The organism is Martinezella tropici (assembly GCF_008370325.1).
Classification (GTDB): domain Bacteria; phylum Pseudomonadota; class Alphaproteobacteria; order Rhizobiales; family Rhizobiaceae; genus Rhizobium; species Rhizobium tropici_B.
The window spans coordinates 356,904-379,325 of the sequence record NZ_VNIP01000009.1; the positions used below are offsets into that span (position 1 = coordinate 356,904).

At 60.8% G+C, this 22,422-nt stretch carries 20 protein-coding genes and 1 riboswitch; of the genes, 12 read left to right on the forward strand and 8 right to left on the reverse strand.

What is annotated here, in order from left to right; translation table 11 throughout:
* Nucleotides 1-38 precede the first annotated feature (38 nt).
* A complete protein-coding gene (locus FP026_RS18565) occupies nucleotides 39-1,118 on the forward strand; it encodes an ABC transporter ATP-binding protein (protein ID WP_149636152.1) in 1,080 nt (359 codons plus the stop codon).
* A 307-nt stretch (nucleotides 1,119-1,425) separates the two neighbouring features.
* Here FP026_RS18565 and FP026_RS18570 read toward each other — a convergent pair whose 3' ends face one another.
* From FP026_RS18570 to epmA, 7 genes are all read right to left on the reverse strand, one after another.
* On the reverse strand, nucleotides 1,426-3,894 hold the full coding sequence (locus tag FP026_RS18570) for a glycoside hydrolase family 2 protein (RefSeq protein ID WP_149636091.1): 2,469 nt from the start codon (nucleotides 3,892-3,894) through the stop codon (nucleotides 1,426-1,428).
* Nucleotides 3,895-3,970: 76 nt separating this feature from the next.
* Nucleotides 3,971-4,930, reverse strand: coding sequence for a DUF1839 family protein (locus FP026_RS18575; RefSeq protein ID WP_149636092.1), 960 nt, complete (start codon nucleotides 4,928-4,930; stop codon nucleotides 3,971-3,973).
* 8 nt (nucleotides 4,931-4,938) lie between these two features.
* On the reverse strand, nucleotides 4,939-5,847 hold the full coding sequence (locus FP026_RS18580; protein WP_149636093.1) for an amino acid--[acyl-carrier-protein] ligase: 909 nt from the start codon (nucleotides 5,845-5,847) through the stop codon (nucleotides 4,939-4,941).
* A gap of 5 nt (nucleotides 5,848-5,852) precedes the next feature.
* Nucleotides 5,853-7,046: an acyl-CoA dehydrogenase family protein gene (locus FP026_RS18585; protein ID WP_149636094.1), complete on the reverse strand. Its 1,194-nt coding sequence runs from the start codon at nucleotides 7,044-7,046 to the stop codon at nucleotides 5,853-5,855.
* On the reverse strand, nucleotides 7,046-7,297 hold the full coding sequence (locus tag FP026_RS18590; RefSeq protein ID WP_149636095.1) for an acyl carrier protein: 252 nt from the start codon (nucleotides 7,295-7,297) through the stop codon (nucleotides 7,046-7,048). The genes FP026_RS18585 and FP026_RS18590 overlap by 1 nt, the downstream gene beginning before the upstream one ends.
* A 358-nt stretch (nucleotides 7,298-7,655) precedes the next feature.
* The gene (locus FP026_RS18595; protein WP_149636096.1) at nucleotides 7,656-8,708 is read right to left on the reverse strand and encodes a lysine-2,3-aminomutase-like protein; all 1,053 of its coding nucleotides are present in this window, start codon (nucleotides 8,706-8,708) and stop codon (nucleotides 7,656-7,658) included.
* The gene (gene epmA / locus FP026_RS18600) at nucleotides 8,705-9,769 is read right to left on the reverse strand and encodes an EF-P lysine aminoacylase EpmA (protein WP_149636097.1); all 1,065 of its coding nucleotides are present in this window, start codon (nucleotides 9,767-9,769) and stop codon (nucleotides 8,705-8,707) included. The genes FP026_RS18595 and epmA overlap by 4 nt, the downstream gene beginning before the upstream one ends.
* Nucleotides 9,770-9,920: 151 nt before the next feature.
* Here epmA and efp point away from each other — a divergent pair, with 151 nt between their 5' ends.
* A complete protein-coding gene (gene efp / locus FP026_RS18605; protein ID WP_149636098.1) occupies nucleotides 9,921-10,490 on the forward strand; it encodes an elongation factor P in 570 nt (189 codons plus the stop codon).
* A gap of 116 nt (nucleotides 10,491-10,606) precedes the next feature.
* On the opposite strand, the gene FP026_RS18610 is transcribed toward efp, so the two are convergent.
* Complete coding sequence (locus FP026_RS18610; protein WP_149636099.1) at nucleotides 10,607-12,457, reverse strand: ABC transporter ATP-binding protein/permease; 1,851 nt, start codon at nucleotides 12,455-12,457, stop codon at nucleotides 10,607-10,609.
* Between the two features lie 165 nt (nucleotides 12,458-12,622).
* On the opposite strand from FP026_RS18610, the gene FP026_RS18615 reads away from it, so the two are divergent.
* The 10 genes from FP026_RS18615 (at nucleotide 12,623) to FP026_RS18655 (ending at nucleotide 22,330) form a co-directional block, all read left to right on the forward strand.
* Complete coding sequence (locus FP026_RS18615) at nucleotides 12,623-13,465, forward strand: AAA family ATPase (RefSeq protein ID WP_149636100.1); 843 nt, start codon at nucleotides 12,623-12,625, stop codon at nucleotides 13,463-13,465.
* A 274-nt stretch (nucleotides 13,466-13,739) separates the two neighbouring features.
* A riboswitch (SAM riboswitch) is annotated at nucleotides 13,740-13,817 on the forward strand.
* Nucleotides 13,818-13,867: 50 nt separating this feature from the next.
* Nucleotides 13,868-14,794: a homoserine O-acetyltransferase MetA gene (gene metA, locus FP026_RS18620; protein WP_149636101.1), complete on the forward strand. Its 927-nt coding sequence runs from the start codon at nucleotides 13,868-13,870 to the stop codon at nucleotides 14,792-14,794.
* Between the two features lie 3 nt (nucleotides 14,795-14,797).
* The gene (locus tag FP026_RS18625; RefSeq protein WP_149636102.1) at nucleotides 14,798-15,991 is read left to right on the forward strand and encodes a vWA domain-containing protein; all 1,194 of its coding nucleotides are present in this window, start codon (nucleotides 14,798-14,800) and stop codon (nucleotides 15,989-15,991) included.
* A gap of 108 nt (nucleotides 15,992-16,099) precedes the next feature.
* Entirely contained in the window at nucleotides 16,100-16,981 is an 882-nt protein-coding gene (locus tag FP026_RS18630; protein WP_149636103.1) for a tetratricopeptide repeat protein, read from the forward strand.
* A 22-nt stretch (nucleotides 16,982-17,003) separates the two neighbouring features.
* Entirely contained in the window at nucleotides 17,004-17,177 is a 174-nt protein-coding gene (locus tag FP026_RS30275; RefSeq protein WP_188112620.1) for a hypothetical protein, read from the forward strand.
* 294 nt (nucleotides 17,178-17,471) lie between these two features.
* The gene (locus tag FP026_RS18635; RefSeq protein ID WP_149636104.1) at nucleotides 17,472-18,497 is read left to right on the forward strand and encodes an aldose epimerase family protein; all 1,026 of its coding nucleotides are present in this window, start codon (nucleotides 17,472-17,474) and stop codon (nucleotides 18,495-18,497) included.
* Nucleotides 18,498-18,619: 122 nt separating this feature from the next.
* Nucleotides 18,620-19,393 carry a GntR family transcriptional regulator gene (locus tag FP026_RS18640; protein WP_149636105.1) on the forward strand — a complete coding sequence of 258 codons (774 nt, stop codon included), beginning with the start codon at nucleotides 18,620-18,622 and terminating at the stop codon, nucleotides 19,391-19,393.
* Entirely contained in the window at nucleotides 19,390-20,421 is a 1,032-nt protein-coding gene (locus tag FP026_RS18645) for an SIS domain-containing protein (protein ID WP_149636106.1), read from the forward strand. Before FP026_RS18640 ends, FP026_RS18645 begins: the two co-directional genes overlap by 4 nt.
* A complete protein-coding gene (gene nagA, locus FP026_RS18650; protein WP_149636107.1) occupies nucleotides 20,421-21,578 on the forward strand; it encodes an N-acetylglucosamine-6-phosphate deacetylase in 1,158 nt (385 codons plus the stop codon). The genes FP026_RS18645 and nagA overlap by 1 nt, the downstream gene beginning before the upstream one ends.
* Nucleotides 21,579-21,601: 23 nt before the next feature.
* The gene (locus FP026_RS18655) at nucleotides 21,602-22,330 is read left to right on the forward strand and encodes an SIS domain-containing protein (RefSeq protein ID WP_149636108.1); all 729 of its coding nucleotides are present in this window, start codon (nucleotides 21,602-21,604) and stop codon (nucleotides 22,328-22,330) included.
* Nucleotides 22,331-22,422 lie beyond the last annotated feature (92 nt).

A 22,422-nucleotide genomic window follows, 5' to 3' on the forward strand; every position in this document is an offset into this window, starting at 1 on the left:
CCCCGCGAGCCATCAGGACCAAGAAGGAGGAAGCGCCCATGGCGACAAGCGTATCGCTGCAGAAGGTTATCAAGCGCTATGGCGAGCTTCAGGTGGTTCACGGGATCGATCTGGAAATCGAGCCGGGAGAATTCACCGTCTTCGTCGGTCCCTCCGGCTGCGGCAAGTCCACGCTCCTGCGCATGATCGCCGGGCTGGAGCCGATTTCCGGCGGCGGGCTCTATCTCGACGGCAGCCGCATGAACGATGTCCCCGCCTCCAAGCGCGGCATCGCCATGGTCTTCCAGTCCTATGCGCTCTATCCGCATATGACCGTCTATAAGAACCTAGCCTTCGGCCTTGAAACCGCTGGCATGAAGAAGCAGGATATCCAGCCGCGTGTCGAAAAAGCGGCCGAAATCCTGCAGATCAAGCAGCTGCTGCAGCGCAAGCCGAAACAGCTGTCCGGCGGCCAGCGCCAGCGCGTCGCGATCGGCCGCGCCATCGTGCGCGAACCCAACATCTTCCTCTTCGACGAGCCGCTCTCGAATCTCGATGCCGAATTGCGCGTGCAGATGCGCGTCGAGATCGCCCGCCTGCACCAGCGGCTCGGCAACACCATGATCTACGTCACCCACGACCAGACCGAAGCCATGACCATGGCCGACAAGATCGTCGTGCTCAACGGCGGCAAGATCGAGCAGGTCGGCGCACCGCTTGAGCTCTACAACAAGCCGAAGAACAAGTTCGTCGCCGGCTTCATCGGCTCGCCGAAAATGAACTTCCTCGACGCGAAGATCGTCGCCTCCGACGACGGCTCCGCCGTCATCGATCTGGCCGGCCAGACGGTACGGCTGCCACGCCGGCTGGGCGGTCTCCAGCCTGGACAGCCCGTCACCCTCGGCGCCCGCCCGGAACATCTGAACGTCGGCGATCGTGGTCTGGGGCTCGGCAATGCCCGCGTCGATCTCGTCGAACACCTCGGCGGCCAGACGATCCTCTATGTCACGCTGCATGGCGGCCAGGCACTGACGGTTGCGCTGGAGGATCAGCAAAGCATCCGCGCCGGCGAAACGGTCAGCATCCACATCGATCCCGAGCGCTGCCATTTGTTTGGTCCGGATGGTGTGACTTTGTAGTTGGGGCTAGCGTAGGTGGGGCCTATCTCGCCTTGGCGGGCGAGAAAGTAAAAACTTAGGATTAGGCGAGGGTTCATCCCTCGTCTAATTCTTAGTTTTTACAAGAGCGGGGGTGGGCATGGACGCAATCAGCCTCCGGTTCATTGGCACAAGAAAAGGACCCCCTCTCTTGCAATTTCAATGGCTTAGAAATTGCGCTAAGCTTTTGGACATGCCGAACCTCCAATGTCGCAATTCCTAAACCAATGAAATTGCTTTCTCGCCCGCCAGGGGGCGAGATAGGTCTCCGCATTTGCCGCCACTCCAATCAAACCTCAACGATCCGGCGGCTGCCGATCGTGCGGATCTGGCCTGATGGAATGACATCGGCCGGAACGCCCTCCCGCCGATGCAGCCGAAGCCGCCTGCTGCCGGGCGCAAGATGGAACCAGTCATCCTCGGCCCGGTAGGCTTCCAGATCGATCTGCACCGATTGCGCCAGCCGGTCGGTGCTGAGATCAAGGAACCAGTCTTCGCCCTCCTGCACCGCAGACGCCGTGACCTCGGCATCATGGAACGCCTTAGTGCGTCCAAGCGGAAAGTAAAAAGCCTGGGCGATGACAGAGCCGGTCGCCGATGCCGTCAACCGCGCGACCGTAACATCATGCGACGGCGGTCCGAAGCGGAAGGCGTAAGTCGTATCGAAGAAGGCTCCGAAAAGATCAGTGCAGGCTATCTTTTGTTTGCCGCGCGCCTCGACCACCAGATCACGGCCACCGCCGACGACGATCTGCCGGCCGTCGCGCAGACAGGAGATCTCGACGGTCACGTCTAGCGCCGCGTCGCTCTCGTTGATGACATGCACGTCGAGACCATTGGTGCCCTCATCCATCAGCAGCACCTGCACTGGCCGGAAGGCGCGGCGCAGGCCGTACCAGACCGGCTTCGGCTCCGCGGTCGAATCGATCACACCCCAGCCGGCGCCAGGAAGCAGGTCCTGCAGCGTCCAGACGAGCGCACCGTTGCAGCCGGAGCCATGGCGGCGCCACTCGGCATAGATCTCTTCGGCGACTTCGCCGGTCACGGCGCGCGAAAGGTTGAGATAAAGATCGGGATCTTCCCGTCGCAGCCGGTTGGGCTCGAAGCCATAAAGCTCCTGAAGATAATGATCGCGCACGTCCTCGAAATCCCAGGATGCGCCGCGATCGCGCGGCACGCGCTCCTTCCATAGCGGGCTATGGACAGCAGGAACCGGCAGATGCTGGCCGAGCGTGCGGGCTTGCGGCACATGCGCGAAAGCGAGACTCTCGGCGGCAAAGCGAACGTCGGCGCGGCGCGCATCGGCGAGCGGGCGCATATAGGCGCCGACGCCGTAATAATGCGTGACGCCAGCATTCGGAGAAAACGGCATCGGCCCGCCGGAGGGCGAATTGACCACATAGGGCACATCCGAACGAAGCGATTGCACCAGCGGCGGAATGATCTCCTCGACAACCGGGCTTTTCCAGAACTGTTCGGGCAGGCCCATCATGGCCGCTTGCTGATGGATCTCGCTGCCGCCGCAAAGAACAGCCAGCGACGGCGACAGGCGCGTGCGGCTCAGAAACTGCGAAACCTCCGTTTCGACATGGGCATTGAACGCCTTCTCGTTCTTCGGATAGTCGAAATTGGCGAACATGAAATCCTGCCAGACCATCAGGCCGAGTTCGTCGCAGAGGCGGAAGAATTCCGGTGTCTCATAAGCCATGGTTCCGCCGATGCGGATCATGTTCATGCCGGCCGCGGCCGCCAGCCGCAGCCAGCGCTCGTAATCCTCCCGGCCGCCGGGCAAGCGTGCGATATCGGCCGTGGTCCACACGGCACCCCGGCAAAAAACCCGCTCGCCATTGACGATAACAGCGAAATCCTGCCCATCGGCGGCACGATCGACCGACAGCCGGCGAAAACCGGTCTGCCCGAGCGCATGCTCGACGCCATCGACGACAAGCGTGACATCATGGAGCTGCGGCATACCATGCGTATGCGGCCACCACGGCACCACATCGGGCATTTTCAAGATGGCCGTATAGCGGCCGGCACCGGCCCTCTCGAAAGCCTGTTCCGCCTCCCCGCACTTCAACACTAGCTCTGCTACATCGCCCTCGATCGAAAGCGAGGCATAGAGCCGGCCCTCGCCATTTTCGAGCAGGTCCGGCCGCAAGGAGAGATCACGGATGACCGGCGCACTCGGCCGCAGCAGCGAAACCGGCCGCCATGGACCGACGGCCTGAATCTCGGGGCACCAGCCGGGCATGTGGCCGAGCAGCGTCGTGCGCACCATCCGCAGGCCCTGCGGCGTGATCATCTGCGGCCGCCAGCGGGCGCGCGGCCCAGGTTCCGAAAGCTTCGGCTCCAGGGCGCGGAAACAGAGCGCCAGCTCATCACCGCCAAGCAGGGTGACGTCGACGTCATGGGCCTCGAACATGCTTTCGGACACAAGGATCTGCTGGCCGTTCAGGAAGACTTCGCAAAGTGTCGCCAGCCCTTCCAGCCGCAAAACTGCGTCACCCGCCTCGGCATCCACCAGACGGCAGATATACCAGGCATCGCGGTCGTGGAGAGGCTGCGGCTTCGTCCGGTCGAAACGCCCGGCTTTTTCCAAGGCTTCCGCCACGGTGCCCGGCACGGGCGCGGGGATGAAGCCAGAGGTCAGCGGCACATCGGATGGCGAGATGCAGGTGCCTGCATCCGTCAATACCAGATTCCAACCTTCGCTCAGCCGCATTCCGCCACCGAGATCCGCCAAGCGCCCGCCCATGACATCTTCCGGGGGATTACCCCGCCCCAATATTTTCAGAAATGACCCAGCCGTATCGAGCTTGAACGGAAGCCGGTCAAAGCTTCCGTTCAAGCTCGCTCATCATGGAATCCCATGCATCGGCGGCGGGATCAAGCGCAGTGCGCAACGGCTCGAATTTCTTGCGCGTGATGGCGCGGGCGAGCTGGAACTGCACCGATTTCGCTGCCTCGGAAATTTTCCGCGCCTCTGTCGCCGCATCGGACAAATCGGCCGAAAGCCAGTCGAAATGGCTGCCGGCCAGTTCGAAATTGGCACCGAGCTGACGCAGCGTGTTGAAGGCATATTTATGGAAGAAACCGAAGGGCCGCTCGGCGACCGCTTCCACCTGCACGGGGAAAATCTCGGCGAAGGCACGGATAGGATTGGCCTTCGGACGACGGCGAAAATGGAAAGACAGAAGTTGCCGCGCCGTCTGACGGATCGCAGCCTCGCTCGGCGCCTTCTCCGGGAATTTCGCAAATTCGGTGTAAGGCAGGAAGGGCAGGTCCTCATCCGTCAGGTGCAGCTGGAAGAGCCCGTCGAAATCCTCGCCGGACAGGCTGAAAAACCCGCCATTGTGGAAGTATTCGACCGAGCGGCCTTCCATGTCGAGCCGGTTGATCGCCACCGTCGTCTTACCGTGTTCGCGGCGATAGCCGACGCCCTGCGTGTCCGGCATGAAGAAGGAATCCATCTCGACCAGGCAGAGCCGGCCGCGGCCGATCTGCCCGACGACGTGGTTCTGCACCTTGTCGTAGATCGCAAGCTCGGTGCAGCGCACGCCGTAGAGCGCTTCCAGGTCCTCGAGCGGCACTTTGAAGAAGGTGAACTGATCGCCCTCGAAATCCTGTGTCACCGTGAAGCCGAGCATGGCTTCCGGTGGCAGCTTCAGGGTCGAAAGCACCTCGATCCAGAGATCGATATAGCAGTTCGTCTCGGGCCACATGCGCTCGCTGTCGTGCAGCGCATGTGGCTTGTAGGCGGCGGGATCCAGTCCCTGAAACACGGCAGCCATGGAAGCGATCAGCCCCACAACGTCTTGCGCACGCTCTCGGGCCATTCCCTGACGTCGAGACCATGGGTGTGGAACAGCGCCAGTGCGATGCGCTCCAGGCCGAAGCCGACGCAGGCCGTGTGCACGACGCTGCCGTCGGCAAAGTTCAGGCCCCACTTCGTGCCGAAGGCATCCTGGTGATAGTTGAAGCTCATGCAGGCGGTCGGCTTGGCGGCGGACGTGATCGGGATCAGCAGCTCGAACTTCAGGTTCTGGTCGCGCTGGTTGTTGGCAAGCATCTTGCCGGCGCGGCCGAAGAACGGGTCGTTGGCAACGTCGATTGTCACGTCGAGGCCGACGGCCTTCATCATCTCTACACCGCGGTCCATCCAGCTCTGGCGGAAATCCGTCACATGCTTTTCGCTGCCCATGCAGACATATTCGCGCATGCGGAAGAGCTGCTGGCGGGCCGGATCCTTGGAGGGCTCGTGGCGGAAGCAGTAGGATTGCAGGTCGTAGAGCGCGCCGTTTTCCGGAATGGCGCCGCGCTTGGCAACCGTCGGATAGAGCGGATAGCAGGCGGCCGGCGTCAGAACGATATCCGTCGCCTGCTGATCCTTCGTCCAGTCGTCGCCGACTTCCATGCACTTCAGCAGGCTCATATGGTCGAGCTCATTACCGCAGAAGCTGTGCACCGTGCCGGCGAGCTGCGGGAAGCTCTTCATATAGCCGCTCGTCTCAAAGAAGGCGCGGTTCATGCCGGGCGGAAAGCGGATGGCTTCGGCACCATCGGCGCCGCCGAACTTATCGATCAGCCGCTCGAAGGCCGAAATGACGTCTTCGAACTGGCCGCTGCGGCCATAGAGGCCGTCAACGCCGGTGTCGATCAGAAGACCGGATTCGAAAAGACGGTCGAGAAACGAGGTCTGCATATCCATGACGATTACCCCAACAGGCTGGTATCTTGTTTGTGGACGAGCAGCATGGTCGACGTATTGCCGAGGATGCGGTCGTTCGAGATCATCAATTGCGCCGAGTGCGCGTCGCGCAGGTGGCGGCCGAGGCTATAGGGCGTACCGTTCTTGTAGCCCATGATGCCGCAGATCAGCATTGCATGGTTGATGATCGGCAGGATCATCTCCGAGGATGCGATCTTGACGTTGTTCATCGCCACGGCAAAAGCCATCGACGACAGGCGATCGGCATCGAGCTTCGCCTCTTCATAGGCTTTGAGCCCGGCGACGACGTTGGACTTCACCATCTGCAGCATGCTGGAGGCTTCGGCCAGACGCAGCGCGCCGGGTGGCGGTGCGCCGGGAGACTTGCGGGCGGCGGCACGAACGAAAGCCTGTGCGCGGGAAACAGCGTCGGCGGCAATGCCGTACCACACACCGCTCCAGAGCAGATGCGAGCTTGCCAGCATCGATTGTGCGGCAATTTCGGCAAACGGCTTCGGCAGGATCTGCTTGGCCGGAGCCTCGCCCTTGAACAGGAAACCATCGGAGCAGGTGCCGCGCATGCCGAGCGTGTTCCACTCGACCGTGCGCTCGATATCGTATTGATCCCTAAGGAAGCAGGTCAGCACCTGATCGGAAGACGCCGCCTCGGCATGGCTGCGCGAGGTAATCAGAATGGCGTCGGCATGGGCGCCGTAGGAAATGACGGTCGCATCCTTTTCGAGGGTGCATGTATCGCCTTCGATCTTGATGGCGCAGATGCTGTTACGCAGATTGCCGCCGATCCCGCCTTCGGTCGTCGCCGAAGCGAGCAGCAGCTGTTCCCTAGCGATGCGGCGCATGAAGTCGCGGTGCCATTCACTATCGGCGCCGTGCTCGACCAGGCTCGAAAGCTTGATCTGGTGCATGGCGAAGACCATGGCGCTGGCGGCACAGGCCTGAGCGAGGATTGAGCAGAGCTCGGCAATCTCGGTGATTGACGTGCCCTCGCCGCCGAGATCGACGGGAATCTGAATGGAGAGCAGCTTCTCGGCGCGCATCGCGTCGACAGCCTCGCGCGGGAACCGGCCTTCGGCATCGACGGCATCGGCGTATTGGCTGGCGATCGCTGCGACGCGCGCGGCCCGCACCGCCGCTCCGTCACCCGTACCAACCTCGAGTAAAGCGACCGCCACGCTCATTACGCGACCTTTCTGCCGTCCAGGATCATGCCGACGGTTCTTTCGATCGCGGCGATGCTGGCAAAGGACTTGCGATTCAGCAGGTTGTCAGGGAATTCGATGTCGAAGGCTTCCTCGATGCCGAGCATCAACTGCACGGAAGCGAAGGAGGACAATCCCGTCGCATAAAGATCAGCATCGTCTTCGATCTGGTCGACAGCAACGGGAAGCGCGCCGAACTTGGCCAGCAAATCGCGAATCGTCTGGTTCATAGTCTAGTCCCTTCTGGCAATGGCAAGCACAACCGAAGTCATGCCGTCTTATCGTTGGCCAAGAAGTAACAGGTAAAATAGAACATTCCGCTAAGCGACGTGGTAAATACAACCGACTTATACTTCATGGAAAATTGCTGTATTCGATACTTACCTGATTGAAATTTACCATGCGTAAGCCATCTAACTCGCGGCTCAAGCATAAATATCTAAAATCACTAATATTAAGGAATGGCGATCTTTGGAATGTTGAGACGTGAAAGAAGGTTAACGTACCAAAATTCGCCACCACGTTTTATTCGAAAAACGTCATAACAATCAGAGCGTCAGTAAAAGTATAAGATTGCAGGAATGCGCTTTAGCCTTCCGGCGGATAGATGTGCTCGCCGCCGCGATAGTCCGAAATCGAATAACAGCCTTCCCCCAGCGCACGAACCGAGCCTCTGCCGATATCCGCCTTGCCGTAGCCGCCGGGAATATCGAGGATGTAGGTCGGCTGGCAGAGACCGGAAATACGGCCGCGCAGGGCCGCGACGATCGCTTGCCCCTCGTCGATCGTCAGGCGGAAATGGCTGGTGCCGGGCGCAAGGTCAGGATGGTGCAGGTAATAAGGCTTCACCCGCGTTTCGACGAAAGCCTTCATCAATGCCGCAAGCACCTCCGGATCGTCGTTGACGCCCTTCAGCAGAACCGACTGGCTGACGAGCACGATCCCGGCATCGACCAGGCGGGCACAGGCGGCGCGCGCCTCCTCCGTCATCTCCCGCGGATGATTGGCATGCAGCGCCACATAGATGGTCTTGCCGCTCGCCTTCAGCGCCGCGATCAGCGCCGCATCGACCTTCAAGGGATCGACGACCGGAATACGGGTGTGGAAACGGACGATCTTCACGTGATCGATATCGGCAAGCTGCCTGAGAATCTCTTCCAGCCGGCGCGCAGAAAGCACCAGCGGATCGCCGCCCGTCAGAATGACCTCCCAGATCTCCTTATGGTCGCGGATATAGGCAAAGGCGCCACCGAGCGCATCCCCATCCAGCGTGCCGAGCCCTTGCGGCCCCACCATCTCGCGCCGGAAGCAGAAACGGCAATAGACCGGGCACACATGCACGGCTTTCAGGAGCACGCGGTCCGGATAGCGATGCACAATGCCCTCGACCGGACTATGCGCGTGATCGCCGATCGGATCGGCGCGCTCTTCGGGCATGACGCGCAATTCGGCCGCATCAGGCACGAACTGCCGGGCGATGGGATCCGCTGGGTCGGCCGGATCGACCAGGCGCATGACCGATGGCGTCAGAGCAACAGCATAGCGCTCCGCCACCGCTTCGAGCGCCATCGCCTGATCGGCGTCGACCAGCCCGGCACGCTCAAGCTCCCCAATGGTCCGGATCGGACGCATCACATTCATGCGTCATACTCCGCGACCGGTGCCCACAGCACCTGCTCGATCCGCGAAGCGCCGGTTGCCAGGATGACAAGCCGGTCGAAGCCGAGCGCAATGCCGCTCGCGTCAGGCATGACGGCAAGCGCCTCCAGAAACTCCTCATCCAACGGATAGGTCTCGCCATAGACGCGCTGTTTCTCCGCCATTTCGATCTCGAACCGCCGGCGCTGCTCTTCGGCATTGGTGAGCTCGCCGAAAGCATTGGCAAGCTCGACACCGCAGGCATAGAGCTCGAAACGCTCGGCGACGCGATGATCCCTGGCCGAAGGCCGGGCAAGGGCTGCCTCGGAAACAGGATATTCGTCGAGGATCGTGACGCGGCCGAAGCCGAGATTGGGTTCGATCTTCTCGACCAGCACCCGGCTGAAGAGATCCTGCCACAGATCGTCAGCGGCAACGCGAATGCCCGCCCGGCGCATATCCGCCGCCAGGCGCTCGCGATCCGTCGATCCGTCAAGGCCGATGGAGGCAAAGAGATCGATGCCGGCATAACGTTCGAAAGCGGCCGCGACGCTGATGCGCTCCGGTGTCAGGAACGGGTCGGTCTCCGCGCCGCGATAGCTGAATTTCTTCGCCCCGACCGCCTCGGCTGCAAGCCCCAGCACCTCGGCGCAATCGGCCATCAGGATCTCGTAGCTTTCGCCTGCCCGGTACCATTCGAGCATGGTGAATTCCGGATGGTGAAGCGGGCCGCGCTCGCGATTGCGGTAGACATGGGCGAAGCAGGCGATGCGCTTCTCACCGGCTGCCAAGAGCTTCTTGCAGGCGAATTCCGGCGATGTATGCAGATAAAGAGGCGACGCCCTGCCGTCGGTCGTCAGGGCCTCGGTCCCGAAGGCATGCAGATGCGCCTCGTTGCCAGGCGACACCTGCAGCGTTGCCGTATCCACCTCGATGAAGTCGTTGCGCGCGAAGAAAGCCCGCAACGCCGCCTGGATGGCATTGCGGCCGATGAGGAACGGCCGCCGGTCCGCATGGACATTGCGGGTCCACCAGGGGGACGCTTTGCTCGTCTTCGGTTTCATTCCTAGCTTTCTTCAGGACACCAGCCGCCTTAGGGGTGGCAATTTCCATTAATTTAGGGTAGTTGCGCCCCCAAGCAAACAATTGCTGCGTCTCGGAGAGCATTTCGACAGTCCCTCTACGACGCAAAACGCAGCGTTACAAGGAAGTCTTATGGTCAAGGTCATCGCCTCTTCCGTCCGCAAGGGCAACGTTCTCGACGTCGACGGCAAGCTCTATGTCGTTCTTACCGCCGCGAACTTTCATCCGGGCAAGGGTACGCCGGTCACCCAGGTCGACATGCGCCGCATCGTCGACGGCGTGAAGGTCTCCGAGCGCTGGCGCACCACCGAGCAGGTCGAGCGCGCTTTCGTCGAAGACGTGAACTTCCAGTACCTCTATGAAGACGGTGAAGGCTTCCACTTCATGAACCCGTCCAACTACGATCAGGTCGTCGTCGACGTCGACACCATGGGCGACCAGAAGGCCTATCTGCAGGAAGGCATGACCTGCGTCCTATCGATCCACGAAGGCATTCCGCTGGCGCTCGAACTGCCGCGCCACGTCACGCTCGAGATCACCGAGACCGAACCGGTCGTCAAGGGCCAAACGGCATCGTCCTCCTACAAGCCCGCCATGCTGTCGAACGGCGTACGCACCATGGTGCCGCCGCACATCAACGCCGGCACCCGCGTCGTCATCGCCACGGAAGACAATTCCTACGTCGAGCGTGCCAAGGACTGAGCGGTCAGCCGCATCATCGCATGAGAAAACGCCTCGTCCTCGCGACGGGGCGTTTTGCATTTCGGGCGGATGGAAATCAAATCGAACTCGTAAAGACGCGACATTACAAGTTCGCGTTATGGCGCACTGGCCTTTTTCTGATTCTTCTGCACCACACTGGCAGTTTCGGGAGGCGTTTGCATATCGGTGCTATGCTCATGCGGGGCCAAAGTCTGCAAATGCAGGAGGCGCGGCGACATGGCCTGTATGAAGGCCTCAGAGCGGCCGATATAGATCAAGGTCGCATCGGGTAATTCGGCCAGCAAGGCACAGGCCTTGACCTGAACTTCGGCCTCCAGCCCTTCCAGGGCATCATCCAGGATGACCCATTTCGGCTTTGCCAGCAGCAGATGCGCAAAGCCAATGGCTTTCTGCTCTTCGGTATCCAGCAACCGATCCCAGCGGGCCTGCGTGTCGAGGCGACTCTTGAGGCGACCGAGACCCACCCTTTCCATGACGGCGTTGACGGCGGCATCATCATAGGCGTCGCGATCCTCGGGAAAGCAGATCGCCTCTCTCAACGTGCCGCTTGGAACGTAGGGCGTATGCGGCATGAACAGCATATCGTCCATCGGTGGCAAGCTCACCGTGCCGGAACCGCTGTACCATTGATGCGCCAGCACCTCGAACAGCAGCCTGCGGTTCACGCCGTGATCGCCGTTGATCATAACATGCTCGCCGGCATGGATGGTGACGGTGCCCTCGGCAATCGAGAAACCGTTCTCCGTGGCCTCATCACTGGTCTTGGTGGAAACTTCCAGATCGGTCCACACCATTGTGCCGGGCGCCGCCTTGGCGAAGACGAGCGTATGCGGCATTGGCGTCTTGTCGTCCATTTCCGTCAGCGCCTTGCGGAAATCGGTGACGCGCATCAGCGTGGCGCGCCATTCGGCGATCGGGCCGAAATTGGCGACATACCAGCGCAATGCCGAATTGACCTGATTGAAGGCACCGACGGCCACCATGAGCTGACCGAAGGTCAGGCCGCCGGAAAAATAGGCGGGGGCGGCAACGAGGATCGGAATGATCAGCACCAGCCAGCCATAGCCTGCCGAGACCCAGGTCAGATTGGTATTGGCGATGGCAAGCTGGCGGATGACGCCAAGCACGGCTGATATATCGAGATTGATCCGCCGCCGCTCGTTCTCTTCGCCACCGGCAATGGTGATCGCCGCCATATGCTCGTTGGCATGCATGAGCGCAAAGCGCAGCTCGGCCTCCTTCGAATAGCGGTCCGCATTCAATCGCACCAGCCGGCGGCCGACGAACTGGCTGAGAAACGAGGCCGAGCCGGCATAAAGGATCGCCGCCCAGACCATGTAGCCGGGGATCGCAAAGCTTGCGCCGTTGACCTTGAACACCATGCCGCTGGACAGTTCCCACAGCACGCCGATGAAGCTCAAGAGCAGGATCGTCGCCTGCACCAGGCCGATGGCAAGCCCTGTCGTGCTTTCGGCGAGATTGCGGGCATCTTCATGCAGGCGCTGATCGGGATTGACGCCGATCAGCCCGGAAGAGGCGAGCCGAAGCGCGCGCTTGGCCTGCAGCCATTGATTGACCAGATCCCGCGCCAGGCCCTCGCGCATGTAGAGCGCGGTCATCTGGTTGAGCCAGGCCTGGACGACATTGAGGAACAGAAGCGAGCCGGCGATGATGCCGAAGACGCCGAGCTGATGGAAGAAGGCGGTGATATCACGCCTTGCCAGAGAATCGTAGAAGGGCGCGTTCCAGCTGTTGAGCAGAACCTGGACATAGGCCGTGACCAGGATGATCACGAAGAGCGCGACGGTAAGCGAAATGATCTTGATGCGGACGGGCGAATTCCAGAAAGCGGAAAACATCATCCTCAGCCGAAAGAAGAGGCTCAAATCGTATCCGACCTGCTCGTTCCCCTGGATATTCGGCTTGGCTTGCGTTTCAACTGCCATCAGCACTTCCCTGCGACGCACATCCCGTCAATTAACCATCACCCGCCCCCATGTCCATCCTTGCAATAGATCAGTGCGATCACGTTCGTATATACACGGTTTCGCGCCTTGAACCGAATTAGGTCTGCAACTAGCTTGCCCTTGAAAGATTGAGAGAGCCCTCCGATGCAATTTCAAGGAACTGCGGACTACATCGCCGACAAGGATCTGATGGTCGCCGTCAACGCCGCCATAAGGCTGGAGCGCCCTCTTCTGGTAAAGGGCGAACCCGGCACGGGCAAGACCGAGCTTGCCCGTCAGGTGGCCGCGGCCCTCGGGCTCGACCTCATCGAATGGAACGTCAAATCGACGACGAAGGCCCAGCAGGGGCTTTACGAATATGACGCCGTATCGCGCCTGCGCGACAGCCAGCTCGGCGACGAGCGGGTGCACGATGTCCGCAACTATATCAGGCAAGGCAAGCTCTGGCAGGCCTTCACTGCAACGCAAAAATGCGTGCTGCTGATCGACGAAATCGACAAGGCCGATATCGAATTCCCGAACGACCTACTGCAGGAACTCGACCGCATGGAGTTCCATGTCTATGAGACCGGCGAGCCCATCCGGGCCGCCGTCCGCCCGATCGTCATCATCACCTCGAACAACGAGAAGGAACTGCCGGATGCCTTCCTGCGCCGCTGCTTCTTCCACTATATCCGCTTTCCCGACATGGAGACGCTGGCGCGCATCGTCGAGGTTCATTACCCCGGCATCAAGCAGGCGCTCGTCCATGCGGCGCTGACGCAATTCTTCGAGATCCGCGACGTGCCAGGGCTGAAGAAGAAGCCGTCCACCTCCGAAGCCCTCGATTGGATCCGCCTGCTGGTCGCCGACGACGTCGATCCCGAAACGTTGCGCGCCGATGCAAAGAGCGCACTGCCGAAGCTGCACGGCGCGCTGCTGAAAAACGAGCAGGACGTGCACCTTTTCGAACGGTTGGCCTTCTTGGCGCGCGGGCAAACAAGATAACCTGTGCCACTTGCTGGAATATGGGAATGCAATCGCCCTTTCTCCGAAATGACAAATAGGCCGGCCACCCGCCCTCGCCTTTCGAGGCTCCGGCTTTCAGCCTCCGCACCTCAGAGTGAGGTCTGATCTGCTGCGCCTCGGCTCGAATCCTCTCCGCCTCACCCTGAGGTGCCCTGGCGTTGAAGCGTCAGCGCAAAGGCCAGGGCCTCGAAGGGCGAGGCAGCCCCTGCGCCTGGAGTTAGCCCATTGACCCGTCGCATCAGCAGGTTTATGAAATTTCCCTTGTGGTGATTTGGCCGGCCGGCTTGCAGCCACGTTAAATAAGTCGCTAAAGGGCCGCGTGCGGACCGGTAGCGATTCATGATCGCGGCCGGTTTTTTTGTATTTGGTCGAGTGAAAACAATGCCCATCAAGATTCCCGATACGCTACCCGCGTTTGAAACCCTCCAGGACGAGGGCGTGCGGGTGATGACCGAAACGGTGGCGTTCCGTCAGGATATCCGCCCCCTTCAGATCGGGCTTCTCAACCTCATGCCGAACAAGATCAAGACCGAGGTCCAGATGGCGCGCCTGGTCGGCGCATCGCCGCTGCAGGTGGAATTTTCTCTGGTGCGCATCGGCGCCCACAAGGCCAAGAACACCTCCGAAGAGCATCTCCTCGCCTTCTATGAGACCTGGGAAGAGGTGAAGCACCGCAAGTTCGACGGCTTCATCATAACGGGCGCGCCGATCGAACTGCTCGAATACGAAGATGTCACCTACTGGGAGGAGATGCAGCAGATCTTCGACTGGACGGCCACCAATGTCCATTCGACGCTGAACGTCTGCTGGGGCGCGATGGCGGCGATCTACCATTTCCACAAGGTGCCGAAATATACGCTGACGGAGAAGGCGTTCGGCGTCTATCGCCACCAGAACCTGAAGCCCTCCTCAGTCTATCTCAACGGCTTCTCCGACGATTTCGCCATTCCGGTCTCGCGCTGGACAGAGGTGAAGCGCGCCGACATCGAAAAAGTGCCCGGCCTGCAGATTCTGATGGATTCGAGCGAGATGGGCGTCTGCCTCGTGCACGAACAGGCCTGCAACCGGCTCTACATGTTCAATCACGTGGAGTATGATTCCACCTCGCTGGCGGACGAGTATTTCCGCGATGTGAATGCGGGCGTGCCGATCAAGATGCCGCACAATTACTTCCCGCATAACGACCCGGAAATCCCCCCGCAGAACCGGTGGCGCAGCCACGCGCACCTGTTCTTCGGCAACTGGATCAACGAGATCTACCAGACCACGCCGTATGATCTGGAGGAGATCGGCCAGGAAAGGACTTGAGGCTTGTTCATTCCCTTCTTCCTGAAGCTGAGGCAAGCGAAGGTGCCGGTAACGCTCCGGGAATTCCTCTCGCTGCTTGAGGGAATGGAAGAAGGGATTGCCGACTATGACGTCGAGGCCTTCTATTATCTGGCGCGCACGACGCTGATCAAGGACGAGCGCTTCATCGACCGGTTCGACCAGGTCTTCGCCGATTATTTCCGCGGTGTCGAGGCGATTAGCGGCAATGCCGATGGAGAAGCGGTGGAGCCGACCGCCATTCCCGACGAATGGCTGCGCAAACTTGCCGAGCGGCACCTGACCGAAGAGGAAAGACGAGAGATCGAGGCGTTAGGCGGCTTCGACAAGCTGATGGAGACGCTGCGCGAGCGGCTGGCCGAACAGAAGGGCCGGCATCAGGGCGGCTCGAAATGGATCGGCACGGCGGGCACCTCGCCCTTCGGCGCCTATGGCTATAACCCCGAAGGCGTGCGCATCGGCCAGGAAACCTCGCGCTATCGCCGCGCCGTCAAGGTCTGGGATCGGCGCGACTTCAGGAACCTCGATGATGGCGTCGAACTCGGCACCCGCAACATCAAGGTGGCGCTGAAGCGCCTGCGCCGCTGGGTGCGCGAGGGCGCGGCGGAAGAGCTGGATCTCTCCGGCACCATCCGCTCCACCGCTGAGCATGGCTATCTCGATGTCCAGACGCGGCCCGAGCGCCGCAACGCCGTCAAACTCCTGATGTTCTTCGATGTCGGCGGCTCGATGGACGATCATATCCGCGTCGTCGAAGAACTCTTCTCCGCCGCCCGCGCGGAGTTCCGCCACATGGAGTATTTCTACTTTCACAACTGCATTTACGAGGGCGTGTGGAAGGACAATCGCCGCAGGCGTGTCGATATCACGGCGACGACGGACCTGATCCGCACCTTCGGCCCCGACTACCGCGTCGTCTTCGTCGGCGACGCCTCCATGAGCCCCTACGAAATCACTCAACCCGGCGGCTCGGTGGAGCATTGGAACAAGGAGGCTGGCGAGACCTGGCTCGCCCGTATGACCGGCCATTTCCGCAAATGCATCTGGATCAACCCCGTGCCGGAAAACTATTGGGGCCATACGACCTCCATCTCCATCATCCGCCGCCTGATGACCGATCGCATGTATCCCCTGACGCTCGGCGGATTGGAGAAGGCGACACGGGAATTGTCGCGCTGAGCGTCATAAATTGACGCAATATAACAGCGGAAAATTGAGCTTACATAACCTATCCAACTTGATCCTGTCTCATCAAGATGATCTTTCGTTATCTGCTAGATACGAAATTTGAAAAAAGCGAACAGGCAAATGCAAGTTAATACCAACGCTTTCACAGCAATAATCATGATGTTGGCGCTATCTACCTGGCCGGACATGACGTTTGCTTCCAGCCTTACGCTCACTACAACCGAGGCGGAAGCGACGTGTTTTTCAGCAAGGGGTGAACAGGCGATTGCCCTATGCACTGCTGAACTCGCTAAGCAGAAATCGTCAGACGCTTTCAGTAACCGGGCGCGAGCATATGGCTTTGCGATGCAATATGACAAGGCTGTAGCCGATTACGCTAGCGCCATACAGCTCACCGAACCCGACGGCGTTATGCTCCCCACATATTACCAAAACAGAGCCGATGTATATTTTGCTATGAATAAATATGAGCTAGCGATTGAGGACTATACAAAGGCATTGGATTTAAACCCAAAACTCAGCACGGATTTTGTCAGTCGAGGACAGGCCTACGCCGCTTTGAACAAAGACAAAGAGGCGTTTGCGGATTTCGACAAAGCGATGAAAGACAAATTCGTAAAGCCGCTCACCCTGCGTGTACGAGCTGACCTCCTGTTGACCAGAGGCGAACCAGATCGCGCGATCCAAGACTACCAAGATTGCCTTAAGCTGCAGCCAGATAATGTTTATGCGATGATCGGGATTGGCAATGCATATTTGAAGAAAAACATGACCGATTCGGCATTTTCTCAATATGATCTTGCCCTCTCCACTCGACCGATCTGCCCCGAGTGCCTGACCGCTCGCGGGAGTGCTTTTGCAAAAATTGGCAACACAAAGAAGGCGATAGCAGACTATAACGCCGCCCTCGCCTTTCCTGATCAGTTCATCGCTCCGAATGTGAAAAAAGAGGCCGAAGCCACGCTGCGTAAGCTACAATAGTCTTGGCAGCACGGTGCCTCCAGTGAAGGCACGCTACACCAAAGCACCTACGCAAATGCGTCTGGCCACCCCCGTTCAGGAAAACCATTGGAGTTATAGGACCTCCATCTCCGTCATCCGCCGCCTGATGACCGATCGCGTGTATTCCCTGACGCTCGGCGGGCTGGAAAAGGCGACAAAGGAATTGTCGCGCTGAGCGGATTAACCTGGATTTTTCACACCATTGTCCTGCTGCATCTTCATACCAGGCCCCTCACCCCAGCCCTCTCCCCGCATTGCGGGGAGAGGGCTGGGGTGAGGGGCCGTTACAGAATCGACCGTTCTGTCACAGGCATTGCATACTTCCGGTGCAGCGTAGCGCCTCGATAGCCAGACGGAGCCTTGATCCCCCTCTGCCCGCCCCTAAATTTCGCCATCGAACCGGTTGCGGATCGCGGCGAATGGGGGCAGGGTCTGGCCTCGCATTTCGATAGGGAGTGAATGAGCTGATATGACGGAAAGCAATTTACAGCGGGAACATTTTGGGACGACGGCCGATGGAGAGACCGTCTATCGCGTCAAGATCGTCGGTGGCGGCCTGACGGCGCATATCATGTCCTGGGGCGCGGTCATCCAGGATCTGCGCCTTGACGGCCACGAGCCTTCGCTTCTGCTCGGCTTCGACAATTTTGCCGATTATCCCCTTCACTCCTCCTATTTCGGCGCCACGCCCGGCCGCTGTGCCAACCGCATCGGTGCTGGCCGCTTCACGCTCGACGGTGAGCAGTACCAGTTGGAGCTCAACGAGAAGGGCGTCACCCACCTGCATGGCGGCAAGGACAATATCGCCAAGCGCAATTGGACCATCGTCGAACACGATACCGACCGCGTCGTCCTGAAGATCGTCGATCCCGATGGCCGTGCCGGCTATCCCGGCAATTGCACCATCCACGCGACCTATCGGGTGCATGGCAATGGCGAACTCTCGGTGACCTACGAATCGACCACCGACCAGCCGACACTCGCCAATGTCTGCCAGCACGCCTATTTCAACCTCGACGGCCGCGACGATGCTCTCGGCCATGACATCATGATCGCCGCCGATCACTACACTCCAACGGATGACAAGCAGATACCGACAGGGGAAATCCGCTCCGTCGAAGGTACGGTCTTCGATTTCCGCGAGATGGCGCCGATGAAGCGCTTCGAGGGAAGCGAGCAGGCGCTCTACGATCACAATTTCTGCCTGTCGAGCGAGCGCACAGCCAAGCGCTCCGTCGTGCTTGCCCGCAGCGTCAATTCCGGCGTCTCGCTGGAGGTACGCACCACCGAACCGGGCGTGCAGTTCTATGCCGGCTTCAAGCTGGACGTGCCGGTTCCGGGCCATGATGGCCGCAAGATCGGCCCCTTCGCCGGCTTTTGCCTGGAAACGCAAATCTGGCCCGATGCCATCAACCACGAAGGTTTCCCCAATGCCGTGCTCCGCCCGGGCGAGGTATTGCGGCAGGAAACGGATTATATCTTCACCAAGAATTGAGCAGGGTATGTCCTGCTCCCTTGAAAAGTCGGCCGGGCGCCCAAAGCGCCCGGCCGATTCTTTTTTGCCTGCTACCAGATTCACCTTGTGAATTGGTTCTAAATAGGTTCTATATGATAGCTATGGATAGAACCAGTTTGATCGCCGAATTGAACACCCGCGGCCTCAGCGACGGGACCGGGAGCGGGCCGCTTTACAAGCGGCTGGCGCAGGCGCTGACCGGTCTCATCCAGGAAGGGCTGCTCAAGGCCGGAACGGCGCTTCCGGGCGAGCGCGATCTCGCCGGCGCCCTGCAGATCGGCCGTGTCACGGTACGCACCGCCTATCGCGACCTGCTCACCTCGGGCGTCATCGAATCTCGTCACGGCAGCGGCACCTTTGTCTCGCAGCATGTCGAACGCATCGAGCAGCCGCTCTGGCGCCTCTCTTCCTTCTCCGCCGATATGCGCTCGCGCGGCCGCGAACCGGCAGCGCGCATTCTTTCGCGCACCGTCAGCGCACCCGCGCCGGAGGAATCCTTCCTGCTCGGCCTCGGCCTCGACGAGCCCGTGCTGCGGCTCGACCGGCTGCGCCTGGCCGACGGCCAGCCGCTTGCCATCGAGCGCGCCGTCGTTCCCATCAAATTCCTTGGCGAAGAAGCCATATCCGAAGGATCGCTCTACGATGCGCTGGCCGCCAGGGGCTTCAAGCCCGTGCGCGCCCAGCAGAGGTTGACGGCCGTGACGCTAGACCCGACATCCGCATCGATCCTGACCGTCAAGGCCGGGGCGCCGGCGCTGCTGATCGAACGCGTCTCCCGCCTCGCGGACCAGCGCGTCGTTGAATACACACGCTCGCATTATCGCGGCGATGCCTATGATTTTGTTGCTGAATTGAGAATTGGAGATGACCAATGAGCGAGACCCAATCCCTGATGCTGACGGAAGCCGGACAATCGCCGGAGGTGGTCGCGACCCTGCTTGAAAAGGAAAAGCCCGCTTTTACCGAGATTGCGAAGCTTTTCGCCTCGGGCCGCCCGTCGCTGATCACGACGGCGGCGCGTGGCTCTTCCGACCATGCCGCCACCTTCTTCAAATATCTCTTTGAAATCTCCTGCGGCATCCCGGTCGCCTCCGTCGGCCCGTCGATCGCCTCCGTCTATGGCGCGCCTCTTCATCTGAACGGTGGCATCCACTTCACGGTATCCCAATCCGGCGGCAGCCCGGATATCATCGCGCTGCAGGCCGCTGCCAAGAAGGGCGGCGCAACCACGATCGCCGTCGTCAACGTCACCGACAGCCCGCTCGCCAATGAAGCCGATATCGTGCTCGGCCTCAATGCCGGCCCGGAAAAGAGCGTTGCGGCCACGAAATCCTTCATCGCTTCCGTCGCCGCGCTCGCTGGCGTCACCGCAACGATTTCGCAGGATAAGGCGCTGTCTGCCGGCCTCGCGAAGCTGCCGGAAGCGCTTGCCGCAACCTCGGGCATCGACAGCAAGGCTGCCGAGGACGTGCTTTTCAACGCTTCCTCGCTCTATACCGGTGGCCGCGGCCCCGCCTTTGCCATCGCGCTCGAAGCGGCACTGAAGGCCAAGGAAACCGCCGGCCTGCATGCGGAAGCCTTTTCGCTGGCCGAACTCATGCATGGCCCGATGCGCCTCGTGCAGCCGGGCTTCCCGATCGTCGCTTTCTCCCCCGACGATGCCGCCTTCGCCAACAATGCCCAGGCGCTGGAGCGCCTGCAGAAGCTCGGCGCGACCGCCGTCTCCTTCTCGACCGCGCCGCTTGCCGGCATAAACCTGCGCATGCCGAGCACCGGCAACGGCCTTCTCGACCCGCTGGTATCGCTGCTGTGCTACTATCGCCTCGTCGAGTCCGTAACGCGGCGCAAGGGCTTCGACCCGGATAAGCCGGCTAATCTTCTCAAGGTAACGGAGACCATGTGATGGACTACAAGGTCTTTACCGGTGCCCGCATCTTCGATGGCGACCGCTTTCATGAAGACAGCGCGCTTGTCATCGGCAGTGGCCGCATCCATGCCGTCACCGGTGTCAACGATGTGCCCGATAACGCCGAAACGATCCAGCTGAAGGGCGGTGTGCTCTCCCCAGGCTTCATCGATGCACAGGTGAACGGCGGCGGCGGCCGCATGCTGAACGACGAGCCCTCGCCCAAATCCATGTATATGATCGCCGCAGGACATCGCCCCTACGGTACGACATCACTTCTGCCGACCCTCATCACCGATGTCGCAGCCACGACCACGGCGGCGATCGAAGCGGCCGTCGAGGCCGTGAAGACCAATCGCGGCGTCGCCGGCCTGCATCTCGAAGGTCCGCATCTGGCGCCGGCCCGCAAAGGCGCGCATCTCGCCGAGCTGATGCGTCCGGTCGAGGACAGCGACGTCAGAACCCTCATCCGCGCCCGCGAGGCGATCGGCACGCTGCTTGTCACCATCGCGGCCGAACAGGTGACGGAGCGGCAGGTGCAGGCACTCAGCGAAGGCGGCGTCATCGTCAGCATCGGCCACAGCGATTGCACGGCGGAAGCAGCCAATGCGCGGTTCGATGCCGGTGCGCGCGGTGTCACCCATCTTTTCAACGCCATGAGCCAGATGGGCCATCGGGCACCCGGTCTCGTCGGCGCGGCGATCGACCATCCCACACCCTGGTGCGGCATCATCGCCGATGGCCATCACGTCGAGCCGATTGCGCTCAGGGTCGCGCTGCGCGCCAAGCGCGGTGAAGGCCGGCTGTTCTTCGTCACCGATGCCATGTCGCTCGTCGGCACCGATCTTCCGAGCTTCACGCTGAACGGCCGCACGGTCTATCGCACCAAGGGCGGCTATTGCTCCAAGCTGACGCTCGACGACGGCACGCTGGCTGGCTCCGATGTCGATATGGCCTCAACGATCCGCTATGGCGTCAATATCCTCGAGCTGCCTTTGGCCAAGGCCCTGCGCATGGCGACCTCCTATCCCGCCCGCTTCCTTCGGCTTGCCGATCGCGGCCACCTGACGCCGGGAATGCGCGCCGATCTCGTTCACATCGACGACGGCATCGAAGTCACCGAAACCTGGATCTCCGGCGAGCCTTCGGCCTGAACCACGCAAAGAGGAAGCGCGGCATGAGCGCAGTCACGGACAGCTATTTCTCCGCCCTCATCGGCCGGTTGGAAACCCTGCGCGAGGTGCTTGCCGAACCCATGTCCAAGGCTTCCGCCGCCATTTGCATAGCCGCCCGCGCCGACCGCCGCGTCTATGTCTTCGGCACCGGCCATTCGCACATGCTGGCGGAAGAAGTGCATTATCGCGCCGGAGGTCTCGCCTTCACCATCCCCGTGCTCGTGGGATCCGCCATGCTGCATGAAGGCGCCGTCATCAGCTCGGTCTATGAGCGCACCGAAGGCCTCATCCGGCCGATCTTCGAGCGTTACGGCATGCAGCCGGGCGATGTGCTGATCATCGCCTCCAACTCCGGCGTCAACGCCGCGCCGCTCGAGGCAGCGGATTATGGCCGCGAAATCGGCGCCACCGTCATCGCCATCACCTCGCTGGCCTATTCGGCCGCCATTGCCAACGGGCGCAGGAAGCTCGCCGATATCGCCGATATCGTGCTGGATAACGGCCTGCCGCCGGGCGATGCCATGATCGACCTGCCGGGCACCGGCCTGAAAGTCGGCCCGGCATCGACGGCGGTCGGCGCTACTGTGCTGAACGCCATCTTCGCCGACGTCGCCGCCGAACTCTGCAAGGATGGCGATCCGCCGGTCTACCTCAGCGCCAACATGCCGGGCGCCAAGGAGACCAACCAGCGGCTGGTCAAGAAATACCGGCCGCGCAATCCGCATCTCTAAAGTATTTGGCGGCTTTTCGTATTTAATTACGCAAAAGCGGAAAATGGATCGGCCGAGCGTTTCCCGTGAAACGCTCGGCCGCTCTATTGGGC